Genomic DNA, 20,441 nt, shown 5'->3' on the forward strand with positions numbered 1-20,441 from the left:
GGCTGTAAGAGGTAGCCTGCTTATTGTTGCGACGGATCAAATGGTTGCGACGGATCAAACGGCGAAGATTTTGCCGGGATTCATGATCCCGTTGGGATCGAACACCGCTTTCAACGCCTTCATGTATTCGATTTCGACCGGCGAGCGACTGTACGTCAAATAGTCACGCTTGGTCATCCCGACGCCGTGCTCGGCCGAAATCGAGCCGTTGTACTTTTCGACGGTCTCGAACACCCACTTGTTGACCCGGGCACATTTGACGAAGAACTCGTCCTTGTCGAGGCTCTCGGGCTTGAGGATGTTCAGGTGCAGGTTGCCGTCGCCAATGTGGCCGTACCAGAGCACTTCGAAGTCCGGATAGTGTTCGGCAACGATGGCATCGATTTCAGCCAGAAACTCCGGCACTTTCGAGACAGTGACCGAGATATCGTTTTTGTACGGCGTGAAGTGCGAGATGGTTTCGGAGATGTACTCGCGCAGCTTCCACAGGTTGCGTAATTGCTGTTCGCTCTGGCTCATCACGCCGTCCAGCACCCAACCCTGCTCGACGCAGTGCTCGAAAGTCGCCAGGGCCTGATCGGCGAGGTCTTCGGTGGTCGCTTCGAACTCCAGCAACACATAGAACGGGCACGGCGTGTCGAAAGGCGACGGCACATCACCGCGCGCCATGACGCGGGCGAAGGATTTGTCCGAGAAGAATTCGAAGGCGGTCAGGTCGAGCTTGCCGTGAAAGGCATGCAGCACCGGCATGATCGAGTTGAAGTCGGAAGTGCCCAGCACCATCGCAGTGAGGTTCTTCGGCGCACGGTCGAGGCGCATGGTCGCTTCGACGACAAAGCCCAGCGTACCTTCGGCACCGATGAACAACTGGCGCAAATCGTAGCCGGTGGCGTTCTTGATCAGGTCCTTGTTCAGCTCAAGCAGGTCGCCCTTGCCGGTGACCACCTTGAGGCCAGCGACCCAATTGCGCGTCATGCCGTAGCGAATGACCTTGATGCCGCCTGCATTGGTGCCGATATTGCCGCCAATCTGACTGGAGCCAGAAGAAGCGAAGTCGACCGGGTAATAAAGACCGTTTTCTTCAGCCAGCGCCTGCAATTGCCGGGTGATCACGCCAGGCTGACAGACCGCCGTGCGGTCGGTGAGGTTCAGATCCAGCACCCTGTTCATGTAATCGAACGAGACGACCACTTCACCGTTGGCGGCCACCGCAGCCGCCGAAAGCCCGGTTCGTCCACCCGAGGGCACCAGCGCGACGAGCCGCTCATTGGCCCAGCGTACGATGGCCTGCACCTGTTCGGTGGTCTTGGGGAATACGATGGCCAGTGGCGCAGGGGTGAACTGCTTGGTCCAGTCCTTGCCGTAAGTCTCCAGAGAGCCGGCATCAGTGAGTACCTTGCCAGGGTCAACCAGGGTCTGCAGCTCATCAATCAAAACGCGATCGGTCATTGAATCAACTCTCGAACGATTCATGGGCATCCTGAGAACGGTTCACGTTCGGGATGAGGTTTCGCGGGGCTCATATGCTAGCATACGCCCCCCGCGAGTCGTGCCCAGAGCCGATCCGGCCACCCCCTGCCAATTTTCTTCGGGACACAGGTTTACGCAGATGAGCAAGACTTCCCTCGACAAGAGCAAGATCAAGTTCCTTCTTCTCGAAGGCGTCCACCAATCCGCTGTCGACGTCCTCAAGGCAGCCGGTTACACCAGCATCGAGTACCACACCAAGTCTCTGCCGGAAGCCGAACTGAAAGAAAAGATCGCCGACGCCCATTTCATCGGTATCCGCTCCCGTACTCAGCTGACCGAAGAGCTGTTCGATTGCGCCAAGAAACTGGTTGCGGTCGGCTGCTTCTGCATCGGCACCAACCAGGTTGACCTGAACGCGGCGCGCGAGCGCGGTATCGCAGTGTTCAATGCGCCCTACTCCAATACCCGTTCGGTCGCCGAACTGGTGCTGGCCGAAGCCATCCTGCTGCTGCGCGGTATCCCCGAGAAGAACGCTTCCTGCCACCGTGGCGGCTGGATCAAGAGCGCTGCCAACTCCTTCGAGATCCGTGGCAAGAAGCTGGGCATCATCGGTTACGGTTCGATCGGTACGCAGCTGTCGGTGCTGGCTGAAGGTCTGGGCATGCAGGTGTACTTCTACGACACACTGACCAAGCTGCCGCTGGGCAACGCCACTCAGGTGTCGAGCCTGAACGAGCTGCTGGGCATGTCCGATATCGTCACCCTGCACGTTCCGGAAACCTCGGAAACCCAGTGGATGATCGGCGAAAAAGAAATCCGCGCGATGAAAAAGGGCAGCATCCTGATCAACGCTGCGCGTGGCACGGTGGTCGAGCTGGACGCACTGGCTGACGCCATCAAGGACAAGCACCTGATCGGCGCCGCCATCGACGTGTTCCCGGTCGAGCCGCGCTCGAACGACGACATCTTCGAAAGCCCGCTGCGCGGTCTGGACAACGTGATCCTGACGCCGCACATCGGTGGCTCCACAGCCGAAGCGCAGGCCAACATCGGTCTGGAAGTGGCGGAAAAGCTGGTCAAGTACAGCGACAACGGTACGTCGGTGTCCTCGGTCAACTTCCCGGAAGTGGCGCTGCCTGCGCACCCTGGCAAGCACCGCCTGCTGCACATCCACGAAAACATCCCGGGCGTGCTCAGCGAGATCAACAAGGTCTTCGCCGAAAACGGTATCAACATCTCCGGTCAGTTCCTGCAGACCAACGAGAAAGTCGGCTACGTGGTCATCGACGTCGACGCCGAATACTCCGACCTCGCCCAGGCCAAGCTGCAACAGATCAAAGGCACTATCCGCAGCCGCGTGTTGTTCTGATCCGAGCGCCGTGCCCACCCCGTGTGGGCACGATCGATGGTCTTGCGGGCACCTATCGTTCCTCACGCTCCAGTGGACTGCCGTTCACGACGCTCCGCGTCGCAAGAGGACGCAGAGCGTCCAGAAAGGCATGCGACGCAGAGCGTCGCACGATAGTTGAGATGATCGTTCCTCACGCTCCAGCGTGGGAATGCCGTTCGTGACGCTCTGCGTCACACCAGCACTGACAGCCCTACTTCACATTGATGGTGATCTTCTTCGACTCGATCGAAGGGTTCAGCGGCATGTGGCCTTTGTCGCCCATCAGCAATTGCAGGGTGTGCTGGCCCGGCGGCAGGTTGATTTCGGTTTCGGTCTGGCCCTTGCCGAAGTGGCGGATGTTGTCGCTGACCGGCAGTGGTGCATTCATCGACGGCTGGTCCTTCACGTCGATCAGCAGGTGATGGTGACCGGTCTCGGGCACATCGACACCCGCAGGCGCGACGCCCATGCCCTTGAGGCCGAATTGCACCTTGAACGGTGAGGTGACCGTTTCACCGTCCTTGGGCGAGATGATGTACACCTCGGCGCCTTCAGGGGCTGCGGTGCGTGGTATATCGGCGGCGCTGGCCAGCATGGATGCGCTGAGCAACAGGCCGGCGACCATCGTTCCAGAAAATAAGGATTTCATGATTGCTCCGGCTGCAGTTGACGTAAGTCGACCCTCACACGACGAATCCGTCGGTTCAGGAGTGCTCACGATAGACCGCAGTCAGGCCCAATGGCTCATCGCATTGATGAAACTGTTTTCATGAACGCAGCCCGCAGGTCACTGGAACAGCTCGTTGCCCCGGCGTCTGAACCATCCCGTCAGTGACAGTCGATCACGACTGGCGGGCATGACTTCGTGGGGAATTTCGCCGGACAGAAAGACCACCAGGCAGCCGCCCGTAGGCTGAACGTCGTAAGCCACCTCGTCCTTGAGGTACATGCGCAACTGGCCGCCGTGCTCGGGCAGCCAGGCGTTGTTGAGGTAGAGCACCGCCGACACCATGCGCCTGTCGTCATCGCGGAATCGGTCCACATGCCTGAGGTAGCGGGCACCCGGCGGATACAGCGCAAAATGGCTTTCGTAATCTTCCAGGCCGAGGAAAAGGCCACGATTGAGCGCCTGACGCAAACTGTCCATCAGCTCAAGATAGCGGTCGCAGCACTGCACCTGCCCCGGCTCGAGCCACTGAATGCGGTCGCCACGAATCCCCTCGCGTATTTCCAGCGCGGTTCCCTTGCCAATCGCGGCAGGCTCGAGCTCGCCTTCGGCCGCACGTTTGCGGCACTCTTGCTCAAGTTCCAGAGTCAGAGCTTCGGGCAGGAAAATATTCTGCTGCGACCAGCCGTTGGCGGCCAGATCGTCGACGATTCGTAACAGCAGTGGGTGGTCAGAGGGTATGCGCATGGCGTGCATAGTATCCATAAGCCCTGAAATCGGACAGAGGCTTATACAGGCGGCATCACACGCATGAGATTTCATTCACCGAAGCCACTCATAACTCGACAAATCCACGCCAACACCGGGAGAATAGCGGCCTGCCGACAGGAGTCCCCAATGCGTCGTTTGTTTGTTTTGCTGTTGATGTTCTGCACCTCACCTGCCTGGGCAGACAGCTACGATCAGTTGTACAAGTCTGCAGGCTGGCCGGAACAGCGCGCGCATTTCAACGATGCCCTCAAAGCTGCCCAACAGCGTTACAGCAACAACCTGCCGCCCGCGGTTTATCAAGCGCTGGTCAACAACAGCAATCAGCGTTTCGCCCCCCAGGCCATGGACCAGCGCGCCTCGAAGCGCCTGCGTGAAAGCCTCAAGGACCCTGCCCCGTCGCTGCAGTTTTTCCAGTCACCGCTGGGCCGCAAGATCGTCAATGCCGAGCTGACCGCCACCCGCGCCGATCAGCTGGCCAAACATGCCCAGGGGCTGCCGCATATCGAAGCGGATGCAACGCGTCAGTTGTTGATCGGCCATCTGGCCCAGGCGTTGCCTGCCAGAGAAGCCGGCGCGGAAGTCAGTCTTGCCATCGCAGGCGTTGCTGCAGACAGCCTGAGCCAGATGATTCCCGGCCTGTTCGGTGGAGGCCAGGCGCAGGGCATGCTCGAAGGCCAGCGCGAGCGCCTGATGGCGCAGATGAGTGCTGATCTGAACAACACGCTGCTGTACGTCTATCGCGACCTGTCGGACCCTGAGCTCGAAGAATTCTCGACCTTCGCCGAGTCGCCGGAAGGCAAAGCCTATTACCAGGCCGCTCTGGCCGCGATTCGTGCCGGCCTGGCCGTCGGACAAAGTGCGTCGAGCCTCAATCCCGGACAGTAAAAACCGCTCAGGCCTTCAAGCGCCTGAGGTCAAAGGAATGGACACCATCGAATGAAAGACTCATTGGCTTTGCTAGCCACCGGTATCGTAATGGCCTTTTTCTCCTGGCTGTTCTGGAGTTCTCTGGGACAGGATGCCTTTGCCGTGTTTGGGGCACTGATGCTCGTCGTACTGGCCCTTGAAAACTATCGCCTGCGCCGACAGGTAAAGGCGCTGCAGGCCGGCAAGGCTGAAAAAGTCTAACGAAGTCGCCCTTTCAGAAAATCGAAGTACCGAGCCCGCAGCTCTGGCGTTTCGTTGGCCAGATGATGCCGGGCATGCCCGAGCATCAGAATCTGCGGCTGGCTGAACTTGTCTTTCAGAATCGCCAGATTGTGCGACCAGTCGACCGTCATGTCCGCCTCGCCCTGGATGATCAGCGGGCTGCGCAGGCTGCGCGGCGCGCTTTCAACACGCACGATCCATTGCGCCAGCGCGCCGACCCAGGCCGTGGGCAGCCGCAGCGGCTGTAACGGATCGGCCATCAGAAAAGGCAGGAACGCGGGTGCATTGGAGTTTTCGGTGAAACGGCGGGCAATGCCGTTCACAAACGGTTTGAGCAGGTGATAACTCAGACGCGACCAGCCCCAGGCGCGCGGCCTGACCAGCGGCGCCAGCAGAATCACCTCACCCTGCGCCGGCGAATCTGCCCCCTGATGAAGCAGGTGATCCGTCACGATGGCACCGCCCATGCTCTGTCCGCACAGGTGCCAGGGGTGCGGCAGCCCAAGGCCTTCGGCTTCGAGCAGCAGGCGTTGCAACACCAGTTGGTATTCGGCGAAGTCATTGATACAGGCACGGCTGCCGCTCGACAGACCATGCCCCGGCAGGTCGCAGGCGATCACGGCAAAGCCCTGCTCCAGAGCCCACTCGATCACATGCCGGTACAGCCCCATGTGGTCATAGAAGCCGTGAAACAGAAACAGCGTGGCGACCGGGCTGTCAGGCAGCCAGACCTGCCCGACCACCTCGTAGCCCGCCACATCGAGGCGCCCCAGCCAGCTGCGTATGACGTTCTCGCCACACAGTCCGGCAAGACCGTAGAAGCGCTGATAGGCCAGTCCTTCCATGGAAAGCGGATCAATAACGCTCAGCGGCAGCAGGCTGGCACGCAGGTTATCGGGGTCGAACGTGGCGGACATGTGGTTTCCAGATTTCAACAAATGGCTCGTAAAGTTGTGTAACGATATTCTTCTGTCTGCCACGGCATGGCAAGCTAAGCCGCTGTAATCGCAGACATCTGTCATTGAACGTGCACATTACTGTCTGCACACTGGGCAATGCTCGCGGGCTCACCTGCCCGAATTCGCCCTGAAGCCGCTTCAAACAGGCTCTTGTGCCGGGTTTCATCGAGTCAACTGCGTCACAACGATAGTCTCCATTCCTGCCTACGCCATTTACAGAGAAACCGGATGAAACGCAGCCTCTTCATTCTAGCCATCATCATCGCGCTGCTTGCAGGTAGCGCGGGCTGGTACGTAAATAGCAAGTTGCCGGTACGCGACGGCGAGATCGCCATGAGCCGTCTTCAGGCCCCCGTCACCCTGCGCTACGACGAGCGTGGCGTGCCGCACATCCGCGCCGAGAACGAAGCCGACCTTTACCGTGCGCTGGGCTATGCCCATGCTCAGGACCGGCTGTTCCAGATGGAAATGCTGCGTCGCCTGGCACGCGGCGAGCTGGCGGAGGTACTCGGGCCGAATCTGGTCGAGACCGACAAACTGTTTCGCACCCTGCGCATTCGCGAACACGCGGACGCGTATGTCGCACGCCAGGACAAGAACACCCCGACCTGGAAAGCGCTGGAAGCCTACATTGATGGCATCAACCAGTATCAGGACACCCACGCAAGGCCGATGGAGTTCGACGCACTGGGCATCCCCAGACGACGCTTCACCACAGAGGACACGGTCAGCATCGCCGGCTATCTGGCTTACAGTTTTGCTGCGGCGTTCAGAACCGAGCCGCTGCTGACCTATGTGCGCGATCAGCTTGGGCCGGAGTACTTGAAAGTCTTCGACCTGGACTGGCACCCGGACGGCATGCTCGACTCGAAACCGGCACTGGCCGACGCCGACTGGAAGGGCCTGAATCAGCTGGCGCAGTTGAGTCACAAGGCGCTTGAAGACGCTGGTCTGCCGCAATTCGAAGGCAGCAACGCCTGGGTGATTTCCGGCAGCCGCACGCAAAGCGGCAAGCCGATCCTGGCGGGTGACCCGCACATACGCTTCTCGGTGCCTTCGATATGGTACGAAGCGCAGCTGTCTGCGCCGGGCTTCGAGCTGTACGGGCACTTTCCTGCACTCAACCCGTTCGCGTTGCTGGGCCACAACATGGATTTCGGCTGGAGCCTGACCATGTTCCAGAACGATGACGTGGACCTGATTGCCGAGAAGACCAACCCGGATAACCCGAATCAGGTCTGGTACCACGGGCAATGGACGGACATGAAACGCACCGAGCAGCAGATCGCCGTCAAGGGCCAGGCCCCGGTCACACTGACGCTGCTCGAATCGCCGCACGGACCGATCGTCAACAATGTGATGGGCAAGAACGCCGGCCAGGCGCCAATCGCGATGTGGTGGTCGTTTCTGGCGTCCGCCAACCCGGTGCTGGACGGCTTCTACGAGGCCAACCGCGCCGATACACTGGACAAGATGCGTAGCGCAGCCGAGAAGATTCAGTCGCCGGGCCTCAACATCGTCTGGGCCAACGCCAAGGGCGATATTGGTTGGTGGGCTGCGGCGCAACTGCCGATCCGTCCGCAGGGCGTAAACCCGGGTTTCATTCTGGATGGCAGCACGGCGCAGGCCGATAAGCTCGGCTTTTACCCGTTCAGCGCCAACCCGCACGAAGAAAACCCGGCGCGTGGTTACATCGTGTCAGCCAACTTCCAGCCGCAGTCGCCGACCGGCATGCAGATTCCCGGCTACTACAACCCGGCCGAACGCGGCCAGGCGCTGAACCGGCAACTGAGTGACTCCAGCATCAAGTGGGACCTTGCCGCCAGCAAGGCGCTGCAACTGGGTACGCAGACCGACTATGCACCGAGCATTCTCAGGCCATTGATTCCGGTGCTGCGCAGTGCTGTCAGCGACCCGGACGAACGGGTGCTCGTGGAGCGACTGGCCAGCTGGAAAGGCGATTACCCCGTGGATTCGGTGGGTGCCACGCTGTTCAATCAGTTCCTGTTCGACCTGACCGAAGAGACCTTTCACGACGAACTGGGCGACGCGATGTTTGAAACCCTGCTGTCGACCCGCGTGCTGGACGCCGCCCTGCCGCGCCTGGCCGCCGATGCCGATTCGCCGTGGTGGAACAATCGCAATTCACCCCACGAAGAAAGCCGCGCCAACACCGTCAAGGTGGCTTGGCGCGCCAGTGTTTCGCACTTGAGGTCGCTGTACGGCACCAACCCGGACGAATGGGTGTGGGGCAAGGCGCATACCCTGACTCAAGGCCATCCGCTGGGTTCGCAAAAGCCGCTGGACATGATTTTCAACGTCGGCCCGTATGCAGCGCCGGGCACGCATGAAGTGCCGAACAACCTGTCGTCGAGCATCCGCCCCGCCCCGTGGCCAGTCGGCTACGGCCCCTCGACCCGCCGCCTGATCGACTTCGCCGACCCGGCACACAGCCTGGGGATAAACCCGGTAGGACAAAGCGGCGTGCCGTTCGACAAGCACTATTCCGATCAGGCCAAAGCCTTCGTGAACGGCGAATACTTGCCGCAGCGCTTCAGCGAGAAGGACGTGGCCGAGCATACGGAAGGCGTTTTGCGGCTGGTGCCGGGGGCGTAGCGACATTCTCTGCGCCGGGCCCGGAAATGGCGCTTCTGCCCGGAGGGCGTGGGAGCGAACTTGTTCGCGAACTGTCGGGAACCGACAGTGGAACCGTCACGTGCGGTACATCAGGCACAACCGAGGTAGCTAGCTTTGCTGCCGGTCCCCGGCAGTTCGCGAACAAGTTCGCTCCTACGCCCTGCGGGCAGAATCAAGAGCGGGCTTGCGTATCGCGCCCGATCAGGCTGCTTCCAGAGGTTTTAAGGCTGGTGCCGGGGCGTGGCGACACTCTCTGCGCCGGGCCAGGCAATGGGGCTTCTGCCCGGAGGGCGTGGGAGCGAACTTGTTCGCGAACTGTCGGGAACCGAAAGTGAAACCGTCACGTGCGGTACATCTGGCACAACCGAGGTCGCTGGTTTGGCTGCCGGTCCCCGGCAGTTCGCGAACAAGTTCGCTCCTACGCCCTGCGGGCAGAATCAAGAGCGAGCTTGCGTATCGCGCATGATCAGGCTGCTTCCAGGCGTTTTGCGGCTGGTGCCGGGGGCGTAGCGACACTCTCTGCGCCGGGCCAGGCAATGGGGCTTCTGCCCGGAGGGCGTGGGAGCGAGCTTGCTCGCGAACTGTCGGGAACCGACAGTGAAACCGTCACGTGCGGTACATCTGGCACAACCGAGGTCGCTGGTTTGGCTGCCGGTCCCCGGCAGTTCGCGAACAAGTTCGTTCCCACGCCCTGCGGGCAGAATCAGGAGCTGACTTGTGTATCGCGCACGATCAGGTCTTCACGCCGCCGGTGCACGCCTTGGATCTGGCTGCTTCCAGGCGTCTGCCGCGCTTTCCTCGATAGCTTGCTGGATCGCACGCTTGCGGTTGTTTTCGGCGCGGCGGGTGAAGAACCAGACCAGGAAGGTCGCCAGTGACACGGCCAGCAGGATCAGGCTCGCCACGGCGTTGATTTCAGGCTTCACACCCAAACGCACGGCAGAGAACACTTCCATCGGCAAGGTCGTCGAGCCGGGCCCGGAGACGAAGCTGGCGAGTACCAGGTCATCGAGCGACAGCGCGAAGGACATCATGCCCCCGGCTGCCAGCGATGGCGCGATCATCGGGATGGTGATCAGCAGGAACACCTTCCACGGCCGGGCGCCCAGGTCCATTGCGGCTTCTTCGATCGACAGGTCCAGCTCACGCAGGCGCGCCGACACCACCACCGCCACGTAGGCCGCACAGAACGTCGTGTGCGCGATCCAGATGGTCATGATGCCGCGTTCCTGCGGCCAGCCGATCAATTGCGCCATGGCCACGAACAGCAGCAACAGCGACAGACCGGTGATCACTTCCGGCATTACCAGGGGAGCTGTGACCAGACCGCCAAAGAACGTGCGGCCTTTGAAGCGGCTGATGCGGGTCAGCACAAACGCCGCCATGGTCCCCAGCGCTACCGCAGCAACGGCGGTGTAGCAGGCGATTTCCAGCGAGCGCATCACCGAGCCCATCAGTTGCGAGTTATCCAGCAGGCCGACGTACCACTTCACCGACCAGCCGCCCCAGACCGTCACCAGTTGTGAGGCGTTGAACGAGTAGATGACCAGAATCACCATCGGCGCATAGATGAACAGCAAACCCAGCACCAGCATCAGGTTCGAGAATCGAAAGCGGTTCATGCCTTGCCCTCCAGTTCTTTGGCCTGACTGCGGTTGAACAGGATAATGGGCACGATCAGCACCAGCAGCATGATGACCGCCAGCGCCGAAGCCACCGGCCAGTCACGGTTGTTGAAGAATTCCTGCCACAGCACGCGGCCGATCATCAGGGTTTCCGGGCCGCCGAGCAGCTCGGGAATCACGAACTCGCCCACCACCGGAATGAATACCAGCATGCAGCCGGCGATCACGCCGTTCTTGGACAGCGGCACGGTAATTTTCCAGAAGCTGTTGAAGGTGCTTGAGCCCAGATCGGAGGCGGCTTCCAGCAGGCTGGTGTCGTGCTTCACAAGGTTGGCGTACAGCGGCAGGATCATGAACGGCAGGTAGGAATAGACCACGCCAATGTACACCGCCAGGTTGGTGTTGAGGATCTGCAGCGGCGCGTCGATCAGGCCCAGCCACATCAGGAACGCATTGAGCAGCCCGTTGTTGCTGAGGATGCCCATCCAGGCGTAGACGCGGATCAGGATCGCCGTCCAGGTCGGCATCATGATCAGCAGCAACAGCACGGTTTGCAGGTCCTTGCGCGCGCTGGCGATGGCGTAGGCCATCGGATAGCCGATCAGCAGGCACAGCAAGGTGCTGATGAAGGCCATCTTCAGCGAACCCAGATAGGCCGAAACGTACAAATCATCGCCACTGAGCAAGGTGTAGTTGGCGAAGTTGAGGACCATCTGCAGCTTTTCGTCGGCGTAGCTGAAGATTTCGGTGTACGGCGGGATCGCGACGTCGGCCTCGGCGAAGCTGATCTTGAGCACGATCAGAAACGGCAGAGCAAAGAACAGGAACAGCCAGAGGAACGGCACGCCGATGACCATCTGCTGCCCGTTGGGCTTTATGCGCTCGAACGTGCGCTTGATCTTCCGCATTTTCATGAGCGCAGTACCACGCCGCTGTCGTCTTCCCACCACACGTAGACTTCATCGCCCCAGGTAGGCCGTGCGCCCTGCCGCTCGGCGTTGGCGACGAACGACTGCACCAGCTTGCCGCCCGGCAGCTCGACGTAGAACACCGAGTGACCGCCCAGATAGGCGATGTCGTGGACCTTGCCGCGCGACCAGTTGTATTCGAAGCCGGGCTGCTCGGTGGTGATCAGCAGTTTCTCCGGACGCAGTGCGTAGGTGATGTGCTTGTCTTCCACCGACGTACTGACGCCGTGGCCGACATAGATATTGCGCTCCAGCTCGGGGCTGCGGATCAGCGCATGGGCTTCCATGTCTTCAATCACGTCACCTTCGAACAGGTTGACGCTGCCAATGAATTCGCAGACCAGACGGCTGGTCGGAGTCTCGTAAATGTCGATCGGGCTGCCGATCTGCGCGATCCAGCCCAGGTGCATGATCGCGATGCGCTCGGCCATGGTCATGGCCTCTTCCTGATCGTGAGTCACCATCACGCAGGTCACGCCGACGCGCTCGATGATCTCCACCAGTTCCAGCTGCATCTGCGAACGCAGTTTCTTGTCCAGCGCGCCCATCGGCTCATCGAGCAGCAACAGCTTGGGCTTTTTGGCCAGCGAACGGGCCAGGGCCACGCGCTGACGCTGACCGCCGGAGAGCTGATGCGGCTTGCGCTTGGCGTACTGTGTCATCTGTACCAGCTTGAGCATCTCTGCCACGCGGGCTTCGATTTCCGACTTGCCCAGCTTGTCCTGCTTGAGGCCGAAGGCGATATTGTCCGCCACAGTCATGTGCGGGAACAGCGCATAGGACTGGAACATCATGTTGATCGGGCGTTCATACGGCGGCATGTCGGTGATGTCGACACCGTCGAGGTAGATGCGCCCCTCAGTCGGCCGTTCGAACCCGGCCAGCATGCGCAGCAGTGTCGATTTGCCGGAGCCAGAGCCGCCAAGCAGGGCGAAGATCTCGCCCTTGTTGATCTGCAGGGACACATCGTCCACAGCGATCGTCTCGTCGAACTTTTTCGTGACCCGATCAATCTTGACCAGCACCTCTTTGGGTTGCTGACCGCCTTCGATGGCTTTCTTGTAGGCGCCGGAGGCAACTGCCATGGGTGAAACTCCCAACAGGTAGGCAACCCGGCCCATATGGCCGGGTGCTGGATTTTTATTTGCCCGACTTGACCTTGGTCCAGCTGCGGGTCATCAGACGTTGCACCTTGGGTGGCAACTCGCTGTTCACGAACAGACGGTCCAGCACTTCCTGAGGCGGATAGACCGCTTCATCGGTACGGATGCTCTGGTCCATGAACTCGCCGGAGGCGGGATTGGGGTTGGCGTAGCCGACTTCATCGCTGACCTTGGCGATCACCTTGGGGTCGAGCATGTAGTTGATGAAGGCACTGGCCGCCTTGATGTTCTTCGAGTCCGCCGGGATCGCCAGCATGTCGAACCACAGGTTACCGCCCTCTTTCGGAATGCTGTACGCGAGCTTCACGCCCTTGCCCGCTTCTTCTGCACGAGCCTTGGCCTGGAACACATCGCCCGAGAAACCTGCGGCAACGCAGATGTCGCCATTGGCCAGGTCGGTGATGTATTTGGACGAGTGGAAATAGGTCACGTAAGGACGAATCGCCAGCAGCTTGGCCTCGGCCTTCTTGTAATCGGCTTCCTTGGTGCTGTTGGGGTCCAGCCCCATGTAGTTGAGCACCGCTGGCAACATTTCATCGGCGGAGTCGAGAAACGCTACGCCACAGCTGGAGAGCTTCTTGATGTTCTCCGGCTCGAACAGCACGGCCCAGGAGTCGATCTTGTCGACGCCCAGTGCCGCCTTGACCTTCTCGACGTTGTAACCGATGCCGTTGGTACCCCACAGGTACGGCACGGCGTACTGGTTACCCGGATCGTTCTTCTCCAGGCGCTTGAGCAGCGCCGGGTCGAGATTCTTGTAGTTGGGCAACAGCGACTTGTCGAGTTTCTGGAACGCACCGGCCTTGATCTGCTTGCCGAGGAAGTGATTGGACGGCACCACCACGTCATAGCCTGTGCGTCCGGCCAGCAGCTTGGCTTCCAGGGTTTCGTTGGAGTCGAACACGTCGTACATCGGCTTGATGCCGGTAGTGGCTTCGAAGTCGGCCAGGGTGGTCTTGCCGATGTAATCGGACCAGTTATAAATATGCACGGTGGACTCAGCCTGGGCACTGATCGACAGTGTCAGCCCGGCAGCCGCCAGCAAGGCTTTGGAAAGAATAGAAATAGACAAAGAATGAGTCCTTTTAACAGAGGGGCCTGAGCGCCGGAGGGCGTCCGGAAAACCAAACCGGCGCGCAACTTACCGTCTATGAGCCCAACCAGCAAAGGTTTAGGCAATATTCCTGTCTGCTGGCTGCTGCGCGGCCGAGGCTACGCAGCATCCACAGGTTTGATGACAGGCTTATTTACCTGACTTTATCTTGGTCCAGCTGCGGGTCATGATCCGCTGCGTAGCAGCAGGCAGGTCAGCGATTGCATACAGTTTGGCCTGTACGTCAGCAGGTGGATAAACACCAGGGTCACTGGTGATTTCCTTGTCGACCAGCGCCGTAGCCGCCGCGTTACCGTTCGGGAAGCGCACGGCGTTGGTGATCTCGGCCATGATTTCCGGCTTCATCAGGAAGGTCATGAACTTGTAGGCACCCTCGACGTTTTCGGCATCCTTGGGAATGGCGACCATGTCATAGAAGCTGCCGGCGCCTTCTTTCGGAATGTTGTAGGCAACCTTCACCTTGCCACCGGCTTCAGCAGCGCGGGATTTGGCCTGGTAGATGTCACCCGAGTAACCGACTGCGACGCAGATGTTGCCGTTGGCCAGGTCCGAGATGTACTTGGACGAGTGGAAATAGCCAATCGACGGACGAATCTTCATGAACAGCGCTTCAGCTTCGGCGAGCTGCTTCTTGTCCTGAGAATCGGTCGGGTAGCCCAGGTAATGCAGGGCAATCGGCAGCATTTCGGTCGGCGAATCGAGGAAGCTGATGCCGCATGATTTCAGCTTGGCAGCGTTCTCCGGCTTGAACAGCAGGTCCCAGGAATTGACTGGCGCGTCAGCACCCAGAGCGGCCTTGACCTTGTCCGGGTTGATGCCGATACCGATCGAACCCCACATGTACGGGAATGCGTGCTTGTTATCCGGGTCGCTGACCGACACGGCCTTGAGCAGCGATTCGTTGAGGTTCTTCCAGTTTGGCAGCTTGGACTTGTCCAGCTCCTGATAAACGCCGGCCTTGATCTGCTTGGCCAGGAAGTTGTTGGACGGCACGACGATGTCATAGCCGGATTTGCCCGCGAGCAATTTGGCTTCAAGCGTCTCGTTGCTGTCGAAAACGTCGTAGACCACCTTGATGCCCGATTCTTTCTCGAATTTGGCAACGGTGTCCGGCGCGATGTAATCGGACCAGTTATAGACGTGCAGCACTTTGTCATCGGCCTGCGCAGCAGTGGCCACAACGCCCATCAGGGACAGCGCGAGAAGGGTCTTGCCAAATTTTTTCATGCGTAGCTCCAATGTATTTTTATCACTGACCGTCAGTTAGCGGCGTGTAGCCATTAGTCTGGCAACTTCCTGGGCAGGCTTTCAAGCCGAAGCCCCTCAAACAATGCACATTGCGCTTGAATCGACGCTTTTTTCTGCGTTTTCAGCCCTGCAACACCGCCAGTGTCAGATCCAGGCATTTGCGCGCCTTCTCTACCAGTTCATCGATTTGCGCAAAACTGATCACCAGCGGTGGCGCAATGATCATGGTATCGCCCACAGCCCGCATGATCAGGCCATTGTCGAAGCAGAAGGTTCGACAGATCATTCCCGCGCCCTTGTCGGTATAGCGCTCGCGGGTGGCCTTGTCCTTCACCAGTTCGATGGCCCCGAGCAGCCCGACACCGCGAACTTCGCCCACCAGTGGATGATCGCTCAACTCACGTAAACGCTTTTGCAAATACGGTGCCGTTTCCGACCTGACCCGTTCGACGATCTTTTCTTCGCGCAGGATACGGATGTTCTCCAGCGCGACCGCCGCAGCCACCGGGTGCCCGGAGTAGGTAAAGCCATGATTGAAGTCGCCACCCTCATTGAGCACCGCGACGATTTCATCGCGCACGATCAGGCCGCCCATCGGCACGTAACCGGAGGTCAGTCCTTTGGCGATGGTCATCATGTCCGGCTTGAGGCCATAGAAATCGCTACCGAACCACTCACTGGTACGCCCGAAGCCACAAATCACCTCATCGGCGGCGAACAGGATGTCGTAGCGGGAAAGGATTTCCTTGATCTTCGGCCAGTAGGAATCAGGCGGGACGATCACACCGCCTGCGCCCTGGATCGGCTCGGCAATGAACGCGCCGACGTTCTCGACGCCCAGCTCAAGAATTTTCTTTTCCAGTTGCTCTGCAGCCCAGATGCCGAACTCGTCCGGCGTCATGTCGCCGCCTTCGCCGAACCAGTAGGGCTGGGGAATGTGCACCACCCCTGGAATCGGCAGATCGCCTTGCTCGTGCATGTAGGTCATGCCACCCAGACTGGCACCGGCGACGGTGGAGCCGTGGTAGCCATTGACACGGCTGATGATGGTTTTCTTGTTCGGCTGGCCTTTCAGCGCCCAGTAATGACGAACCATGCGCAGCATCGTGTCATTGCCTTCAGAGCCTGAACCGGTGAAGAACACATGGTTCATGCCCTGCGGTGCGATCTCGGAAATGGCCTTGGCCAACTCCAGCACCGGCGGGTGGGCGGTCTGGAAAAACAGGTTGTAGTACGGCAACTCGCGCATCTGTTTGCTGGCTGCGTCGGCCAGTTCTTCGCGGCCATAACCGATGGCCACGCACCACAGGCCGGACATGCCATCGAGGATCTTGTTGCCCTCGCTGTCCCACAGATAAACGCCCTCGGCACGGGTAATGATGCGCGGGCCTTTCTCTTTCAGTTGTTTGTAGTCGCTGAACGGTGCCAGGTGATGCTCGCTGCTCAGGGCCTGCCATTCGAGGGTTTGCGGGTTGTTGGCACTCATGCAGCACTTCCTTTGATCAGGTCAGTTGGCAGAGCGCCGCGCCTCAACCGCGGCGGCGCTCTGCGTGATCAGACGGCGAAAAGCAGGAATTCCCGCTCCCACGAACTGATCACGCGCTTGAAGTTTTCATGCTCGGCGCGCTTGACCGCGACGTAACCGATGATGAATTTCTTGCCCAGGTATTTTTCGATGGTCTTGCTGTTTTCCATGCGCTCCAGCGCGTCTTCGATGGTCAACGGCAGACGCAGATTGCGCCGCTCGTAACCGCGTCCGACCACCGGTGCGCTCGGGTTGATGCCTTCGACCATGCCAATGAACCCGCACAGCAGACTGGCGGCGATGGCCAGATAAGGGTTGGCATCGGCACCCGGCAGACGGTTTTCCACACGACGGTTCTGCGGTACGGCGTCCGGCACACGCAAGCCGACGGTGCGATTTTCTTCGCCCCACTCGACGTTCACTGGCGCCGAGGTGTCAGGCAGAAAGCGCCGGAACGAGTTGACGTTGGGTGCGAACAGCGGCAACAGCTCGGGGATGAACTTCTGCAGACCACCGACGTGGTTCAGAAACAGCTCGCTCATGGTCCCGTCTTCATTGGAGAAGATATTCTTGCCGGTCTCGATGTCGATGATGCTCTGGTGCAGGTGCATGGCACTGCCTGGCTCGCCGGTCATCGGCTTGGCCATGAAGGTCGCCGCGACATCGTGCTTGAGGGCGGCTTCGCGCATGGTGCGTTTGAACACCAGAATCTGGTCGGCCAGCGACAGCGCATCACCGTGACGGAAGTTGATTTCCATCTGCGCCGTGCCGTCTTCGTGGATCAGCGTGTCCAAGTCGAGGTTCTGCAGTTCGCACCAGTCATAGACGTCTTCGAACAGCGGATCGAACTCGTTGGCCGCTTCGATCGAGAACGACTGACGGCCGGTTTCCGGACGCCCGGAGCGGCCGATCGGCGGCTGTAGCGGGTAGTCCGGGTCGTCGCTGCGCTTGGTCAGGTAAAACTCCATCTCCGGCGCCACGATGGGCTGCCAGCCCTGATCGGCGTAGAGCTTGAGGACCTTCTTCAGCACGTTGCGCGGCGACAGCTCGATGGGGTTGCCTTGCTTGTCGTAGGTGTCATGAATCACCTGCGCAGTGGGCTCGACCGCCCAGGGCACCAGATACACCGCGTTCTGGTCAGGGCGGCAGATCATGTCGATGTCTGCCGGGTCCAGCAGCTCGTAGTAGATATCGTCCTCTACGTAGTCACCGGTCACCGTCTGCAACAGCACGCTTTCAGGCAGACGCATGCCTTTTTCAGCGATGAACTTGTTGGTCGGCGAGATCTTGCCGCGCGTGATCCCGGTGAGGTCGGACATCATGCATTCGACTTCGGTAATCTTGTGTTCTTTCAACCAATCGGTGAGCTGGTCGAGGTTGGTACTCATAAATACCTCAGGGTTTTATTGTCCTGATCGTGATCAGGCGTTCCAGACGCATCGGCGTCATGATGTACAACTCGTTTCGGCAGACGCCGAATAGGGGTAAGGTGACAGCTGCGGGACCGGATTTCCAGACGGCCGCGGTCACGCTGACGAAGCCGTTATAGTGGTAATGTCCAGCGTTGAGAGTAGAGCAGACTGGCTTCGATGGCCGTTCAGGGATGTCGCAATGTGTGGCAACCCACCACGAGCACCGATATCACAGGCATGATGGGCGCCGTACGGACTTGATAGTCGCGTGTCGACCAGGGAAAGGTGAAGCATTGGACCCCCGCTATTGTTGCTCTACTGGGTTGCGATCGAGCTTAGCCTCGTTCATTTTTTTATACAACAACCCGTTAAAAATAGAAGACAGGCCGCTCTAGCTCGTATTTAACAACGGTCAGAAACGGAATAAAACGCCCTAAATAGCAGCAAAAAAGGCCATATGGCGCAGTTTTAGGGCAAAAAAGGCTCTATTGACTTCATCATGGCTTTCGGATTGACTGAGATCCGCAATCATTGATGATTGATATTTTTAACAACAAAGGTGTTGCATCATGTCGGTACCCCCGCGTGCCGTTCAGCTTAACGAAGCGAACGCGTTCCTTAAGGAACATCCTGAGGTTCTGTACGTTGACCTTCTGATTGCAGATATGAATGGTGTGGTGCGTGGCAAACGCATCGAACGCACCAGCCTCCATAAGGTTTACGAGAAGGGCATCAACCTGCCTGCCTCTTTATTTGCTCTGGATATCAATGGCTCCACGGTGGAAAGCACCGGCCTGGGCCTGGACATCGGTGATGCTGACCGAATCTGTTATCCCATCCCCGACACTCTGTGCAACGAGCCCTGGCAAAAGCGCCCTACCGCGCAATTGCTGATGACCATGCACGAACTCGAAGGCGATCCGTTTTTCGCCGACCCGCGTGAAGTATTGCGTCAGGTCGTCGCCAAATTCGACGAAATGGGCCTGACCATCTGCGCCGCGTTCGAGCTGGAGTTCTACCTGATCGATCAGGAGAACGTGAACGGTCGCCCACAACCGCCCCGCTCGCCGATCTCCGGCAAACGCCCGCATTCGACACAGGTCTACCTGATCGACGACCTCGACGAATATGTCGATTGCCTTCAGGACATCCTCGAAGGCGCGAAGGAACAAGGCATTCCTGCCGACGCCATCGTCAAGGAAAGCGCCCCGGCCCAGTTCGAAGTCAACCTGCATCACGTCGCCGACGCGATCAAGGCGTGCGATTACGCCGTATTGCTCAAGCGCCTGATCAAGAACATCGCCTACGATCACGAGATGGACACGACCTTCATGGCCAAGCCCTATCCGGGTCAGGCGGGTAATGGTCTGCACGTTCACATCTCGATCCTGGATCGCGATGGCAAGAACATCTTCACCAGCGAGGATCCCGAGCAGAACGCCGCATTGCGTCACGCAATCGGCGGTGTGCTCGAGACCCTGCCGGCACAAATGGCCTTCCTGTGCCCGAACGTCAACTCGTATCGCCGGTTCGGTGCGCAGTTCTATGTGCCCAACTCGCCGACCTGGGGTCTGGATAACCGCACGGTCGCCGTTCGCGTACCGACCGGCACCGCCGATGCGGTACGTATCGAACACCGCGTTGCCGGTGCCGATGCCAACCCGTATCTGGTCATGGCTTCGGTCCTGGCGGGCGTGCACCATGGCCTGGTCAACAAGGTCGAGCCTGGCGCCCCGGTAGAAGGCAACTCCTACGAGCAGCATGAACAAAGCCTGCCGAACAACCTGCGTGATGCACTGCGCGAGCTGGACGACAACCCGGTGATGGCCAAGTACATCGACCCGAAATACATCGACATTTTCGTGGCCTGTAAAGAGAGCGAGCTGGAAGAGTTCGAACACTCCATCTCCGACCTCGAGTACAACTGGTATCTGCATACGGTCTGATTGAGGCCGAGTAACACAAAACGCCGCAGGCTTTGAGCCTTGCGGCGTTTTTGTTTGGTGTGCAGCCCGCGGACACCTATCGTTTCTCACGCTCCATCGTGTGAATGCAGTTCATGACGCTCCGCGTCACACCTCTGCGCCGCACCGCCAGTCCAAGATCGGACGCAGAGCGTCCAGAACAGCGCTACCACTCGGAGCTCGCTCGCGAAGGCGATTGATCAGGCGCGCTGTTTTCGGAGCATTTACGGGCCCTTTCGCGAGCAAGCTCGCTCCCACAGGGAGTGCGTGTGGCAGGCGCTCCGCCGATTGAATGCAGTAAGCAAGACCACTGTGGGAGCGAGCTCGCTCGCGAAGGCGATTGATCAGGCGCACTGTTTTCGGAGCATTTACGGGCCCT

Annotated in this window: 16 protein-coding genes; 5 read left to right on the plus strand and 11 right to left on the minus strand. The window is 59.5% G+C overall.

Features of this window, described 5'->3' with window-relative positions:
* Window positions 1–54: 54 nt before the first annotated feature.
* Complete coding sequence (locus LIX91_RS21725; RefSeq protein WP_003420187.1) at window positions 55–1,449, minus strand: FAD-binding oxidoreductase; 1,395 nt, start codon at window positions 1,447–1,449, stop codon at window positions 55–57.
* 160 nt (window positions 1,450–1,609) lie between these two features.
* On the opposite strand from LIX91_RS21725, the gene serA reads away from it, so the two are divergent.
* Window positions 1,610–2,839 (plus strand): phosphoglycerate dehydrogenase, encoded by a 1,230-nt coding sequence (serA, locus tag LIX91_RS21730; RefSeq protein WP_002555754.1) that lies wholly within the window; start codon window positions 1,610–1,612, stop codon window positions 2,837–2,839.
* 232 nt (window positions 2,840–3,071) lie between these two features.
* On the opposite strand, the gene LIX91_RS21735 is transcribed toward serA, so the two are convergent.
* On the minus strand, window positions 3,072–3,509 hold the full coding sequence (locus LIX91_RS21735) for a DUF4399 domain-containing protein (RefSeq protein ID WP_226489121.1): 438 nt from the start codon (window positions 3,507–3,509) through the stop codon (window positions 3,072–3,074).
* Window positions 3,510–3,647: 138 nt separating this feature from the next.
* Window positions 3,648–4,283, minus strand: coding sequence for a 2OG-Fe(II) oxygenase (locus LIX91_RS21740; protein WP_003316482.1), 636 nt, complete (start codon window positions 4,281–4,283; stop codon window positions 3,648–3,650).
* Between the two features lie 141 nt (window positions 4,284–4,424).
* On the opposite strand from LIX91_RS21740, the gene LIX91_RS21745 reads away from it, so the two are divergent.
* Both LIX91_RS21745 and LIX91_RS21750 read left to right on the plus strand, forming a co-directional pair.
* Window positions 4,425–5,183: a DUF2059 domain-containing protein gene (locus LIX91_RS21745; RefSeq protein ID WP_003420191.1), complete on the plus strand. Its 759-nt coding sequence runs from the start codon at window positions 4,425–4,427 to the stop codon at window positions 5,181–5,183.
* Window positions 5,184–5,234: 51 nt separating this feature from the next.
* Window positions 5,235–5,426 (plus strand): hypothetical protein, encoded by a 192-nt coding sequence (locus tag LIX91_RS21750; protein WP_003372153.1) that lies wholly within the window; start codon window positions 5,235–5,237, stop codon window positions 5,424–5,426.
* On the opposite strand, the gene LIX91_RS21755 is transcribed toward LIX91_RS21750, so the two are convergent.
* Entirely contained in the window at window positions 5,423–6,364 is a 942-nt protein-coding gene (locus tag LIX91_RS21755) for an alpha/beta hydrolase (protein WP_046235948.1), read from the minus strand. The genes LIX91_RS21750 and LIX91_RS21755 overlap by 4 nt on opposite strands.
* Window positions 6,365–6,634: 270 nt before the next feature.
* Here LIX91_RS21755 and LIX91_RS21760 point away from each other — a divergent pair, with 270 nt between their 5' ends.
* Window positions 6,635–9,022 (plus strand): penicillin acylase family protein, encoded by a 2,388-nt coding sequence (locus tag LIX91_RS21760; RefSeq protein ID WP_226489122.1) that lies wholly within the window; start codon window positions 6,635–6,637, stop codon window positions 9,020–9,022.
* 761 nt (window positions 9,023–9,783) lie between these two features.
* Here LIX91_RS21760 and LIX91_RS21765 read toward each other — a convergent pair.
* The 7 genes from LIX91_RS21765 to LIX91_RS21795 all read right to left on the minus strand — a co-directional run bounded on the left by LIX91_RS21765 (window position 9,784) and on the right by LIX91_RS21795 (window position 18,074).
* Window positions 9,784–10,665 (minus strand): ABC transporter permease subunit, encoded by an 882-nt coding sequence (locus LIX91_RS21765; RefSeq protein ID WP_003318275.1) that lies wholly within the window; start codon window positions 10,663–10,665, stop codon window positions 9,784–9,786.
* Window positions 10,662–11,582 carry an ABC transporter permease subunit gene (locus LIX91_RS21770; protein ID WP_226489123.1) on the minus strand — a complete coding sequence of 307 codons (921 nt, stop codon included), beginning with the start codon at window positions 11,580–11,582 and terminating at the stop codon, window positions 10,662–10,664. Before LIX91_RS21770 ends, LIX91_RS21765 begins: the two co-directional genes overlap by 4 nt.
* Window positions 11,579–12,721, minus strand: coding sequence for a polyamine ABC transporter ATP-binding protein (potA, locus tag LIX91_RS21775; protein WP_003420200.1), 1,143 nt, complete (start codon window positions 12,719–12,721; stop codon window positions 11,579–11,581). Before potA ends, LIX91_RS21770 begins: the two co-directional genes overlap by 4 nt.
* Before the next feature lie 55 nt (window positions 12,722–12,776).
* Window positions 12,777–13,871: a polyamine ABC transporter substrate-binding protein gene (locus LIX91_RS21780; RefSeq protein WP_003413524.1), complete on the minus strand. Its 1,095-nt coding sequence runs from the start codon at window positions 13,869–13,871 to the stop codon at window positions 12,777–12,779.
* A 171-nt stretch (window positions 13,872–14,042) separates the two neighbouring features.
* The gene (locus LIX91_RS21785) at window positions 14,043–15,140 is read right to left on the minus strand and encodes a polyamine ABC transporter substrate-binding protein (protein WP_003382101.1); all 1,098 of its coding nucleotides are present in this window, start codon (window positions 15,138–15,140) and stop codon (window positions 14,043–14,045) included.
* 142 nt (window positions 15,141–15,282) lie between these two features.
* Window positions 15,283–16,647, minus strand: coding sequence for an aspartate aminotransferase family protein (locus tag LIX91_RS21790; RefSeq protein ID WP_065093481.1), 1,365 nt, complete (start codon window positions 16,645–16,647; stop codon window positions 15,283–15,285).
* A gap of 68 nt (window positions 16,648–16,715) precedes the next feature.
* Window positions 16,716–18,074 carry a glutamine synthetase family protein gene (locus LIX91_RS21795; RefSeq protein ID WP_002555767.1) on the minus strand — a complete coding sequence of 453 codons (1,359 nt, stop codon included), beginning with the start codon at window positions 18,072–18,074 and terminating at the stop codon, window positions 16,716–16,718.
* Window positions 18,075–18,667: 593 nt separating this feature from the next.
* Between LIX91_RS21795 and LIX91_RS21800 the strand changes: the two genes are divergently transcribed.
* Complete coding sequence (locus tag LIX91_RS21800) at window positions 18,668–20,044, plus strand: glutamine synthetase family protein (protein ID WP_003413528.1); 1,377 nt, start codon at window positions 18,668–18,670, stop codon at window positions 20,042–20,044.
* Window positions 20,045–20,441: the final 397 nt, after the last annotated feature.

Source organism: Pseudomonas sp. B20, assembly GCF_020515755.1.
Lineage (GTDB): Bacteria > Pseudomonadota > Gammaproteobacteria > Pseudomonadales > Pseudomonadaceae > Aquipseudomonas > Aquipseudomonas syringae.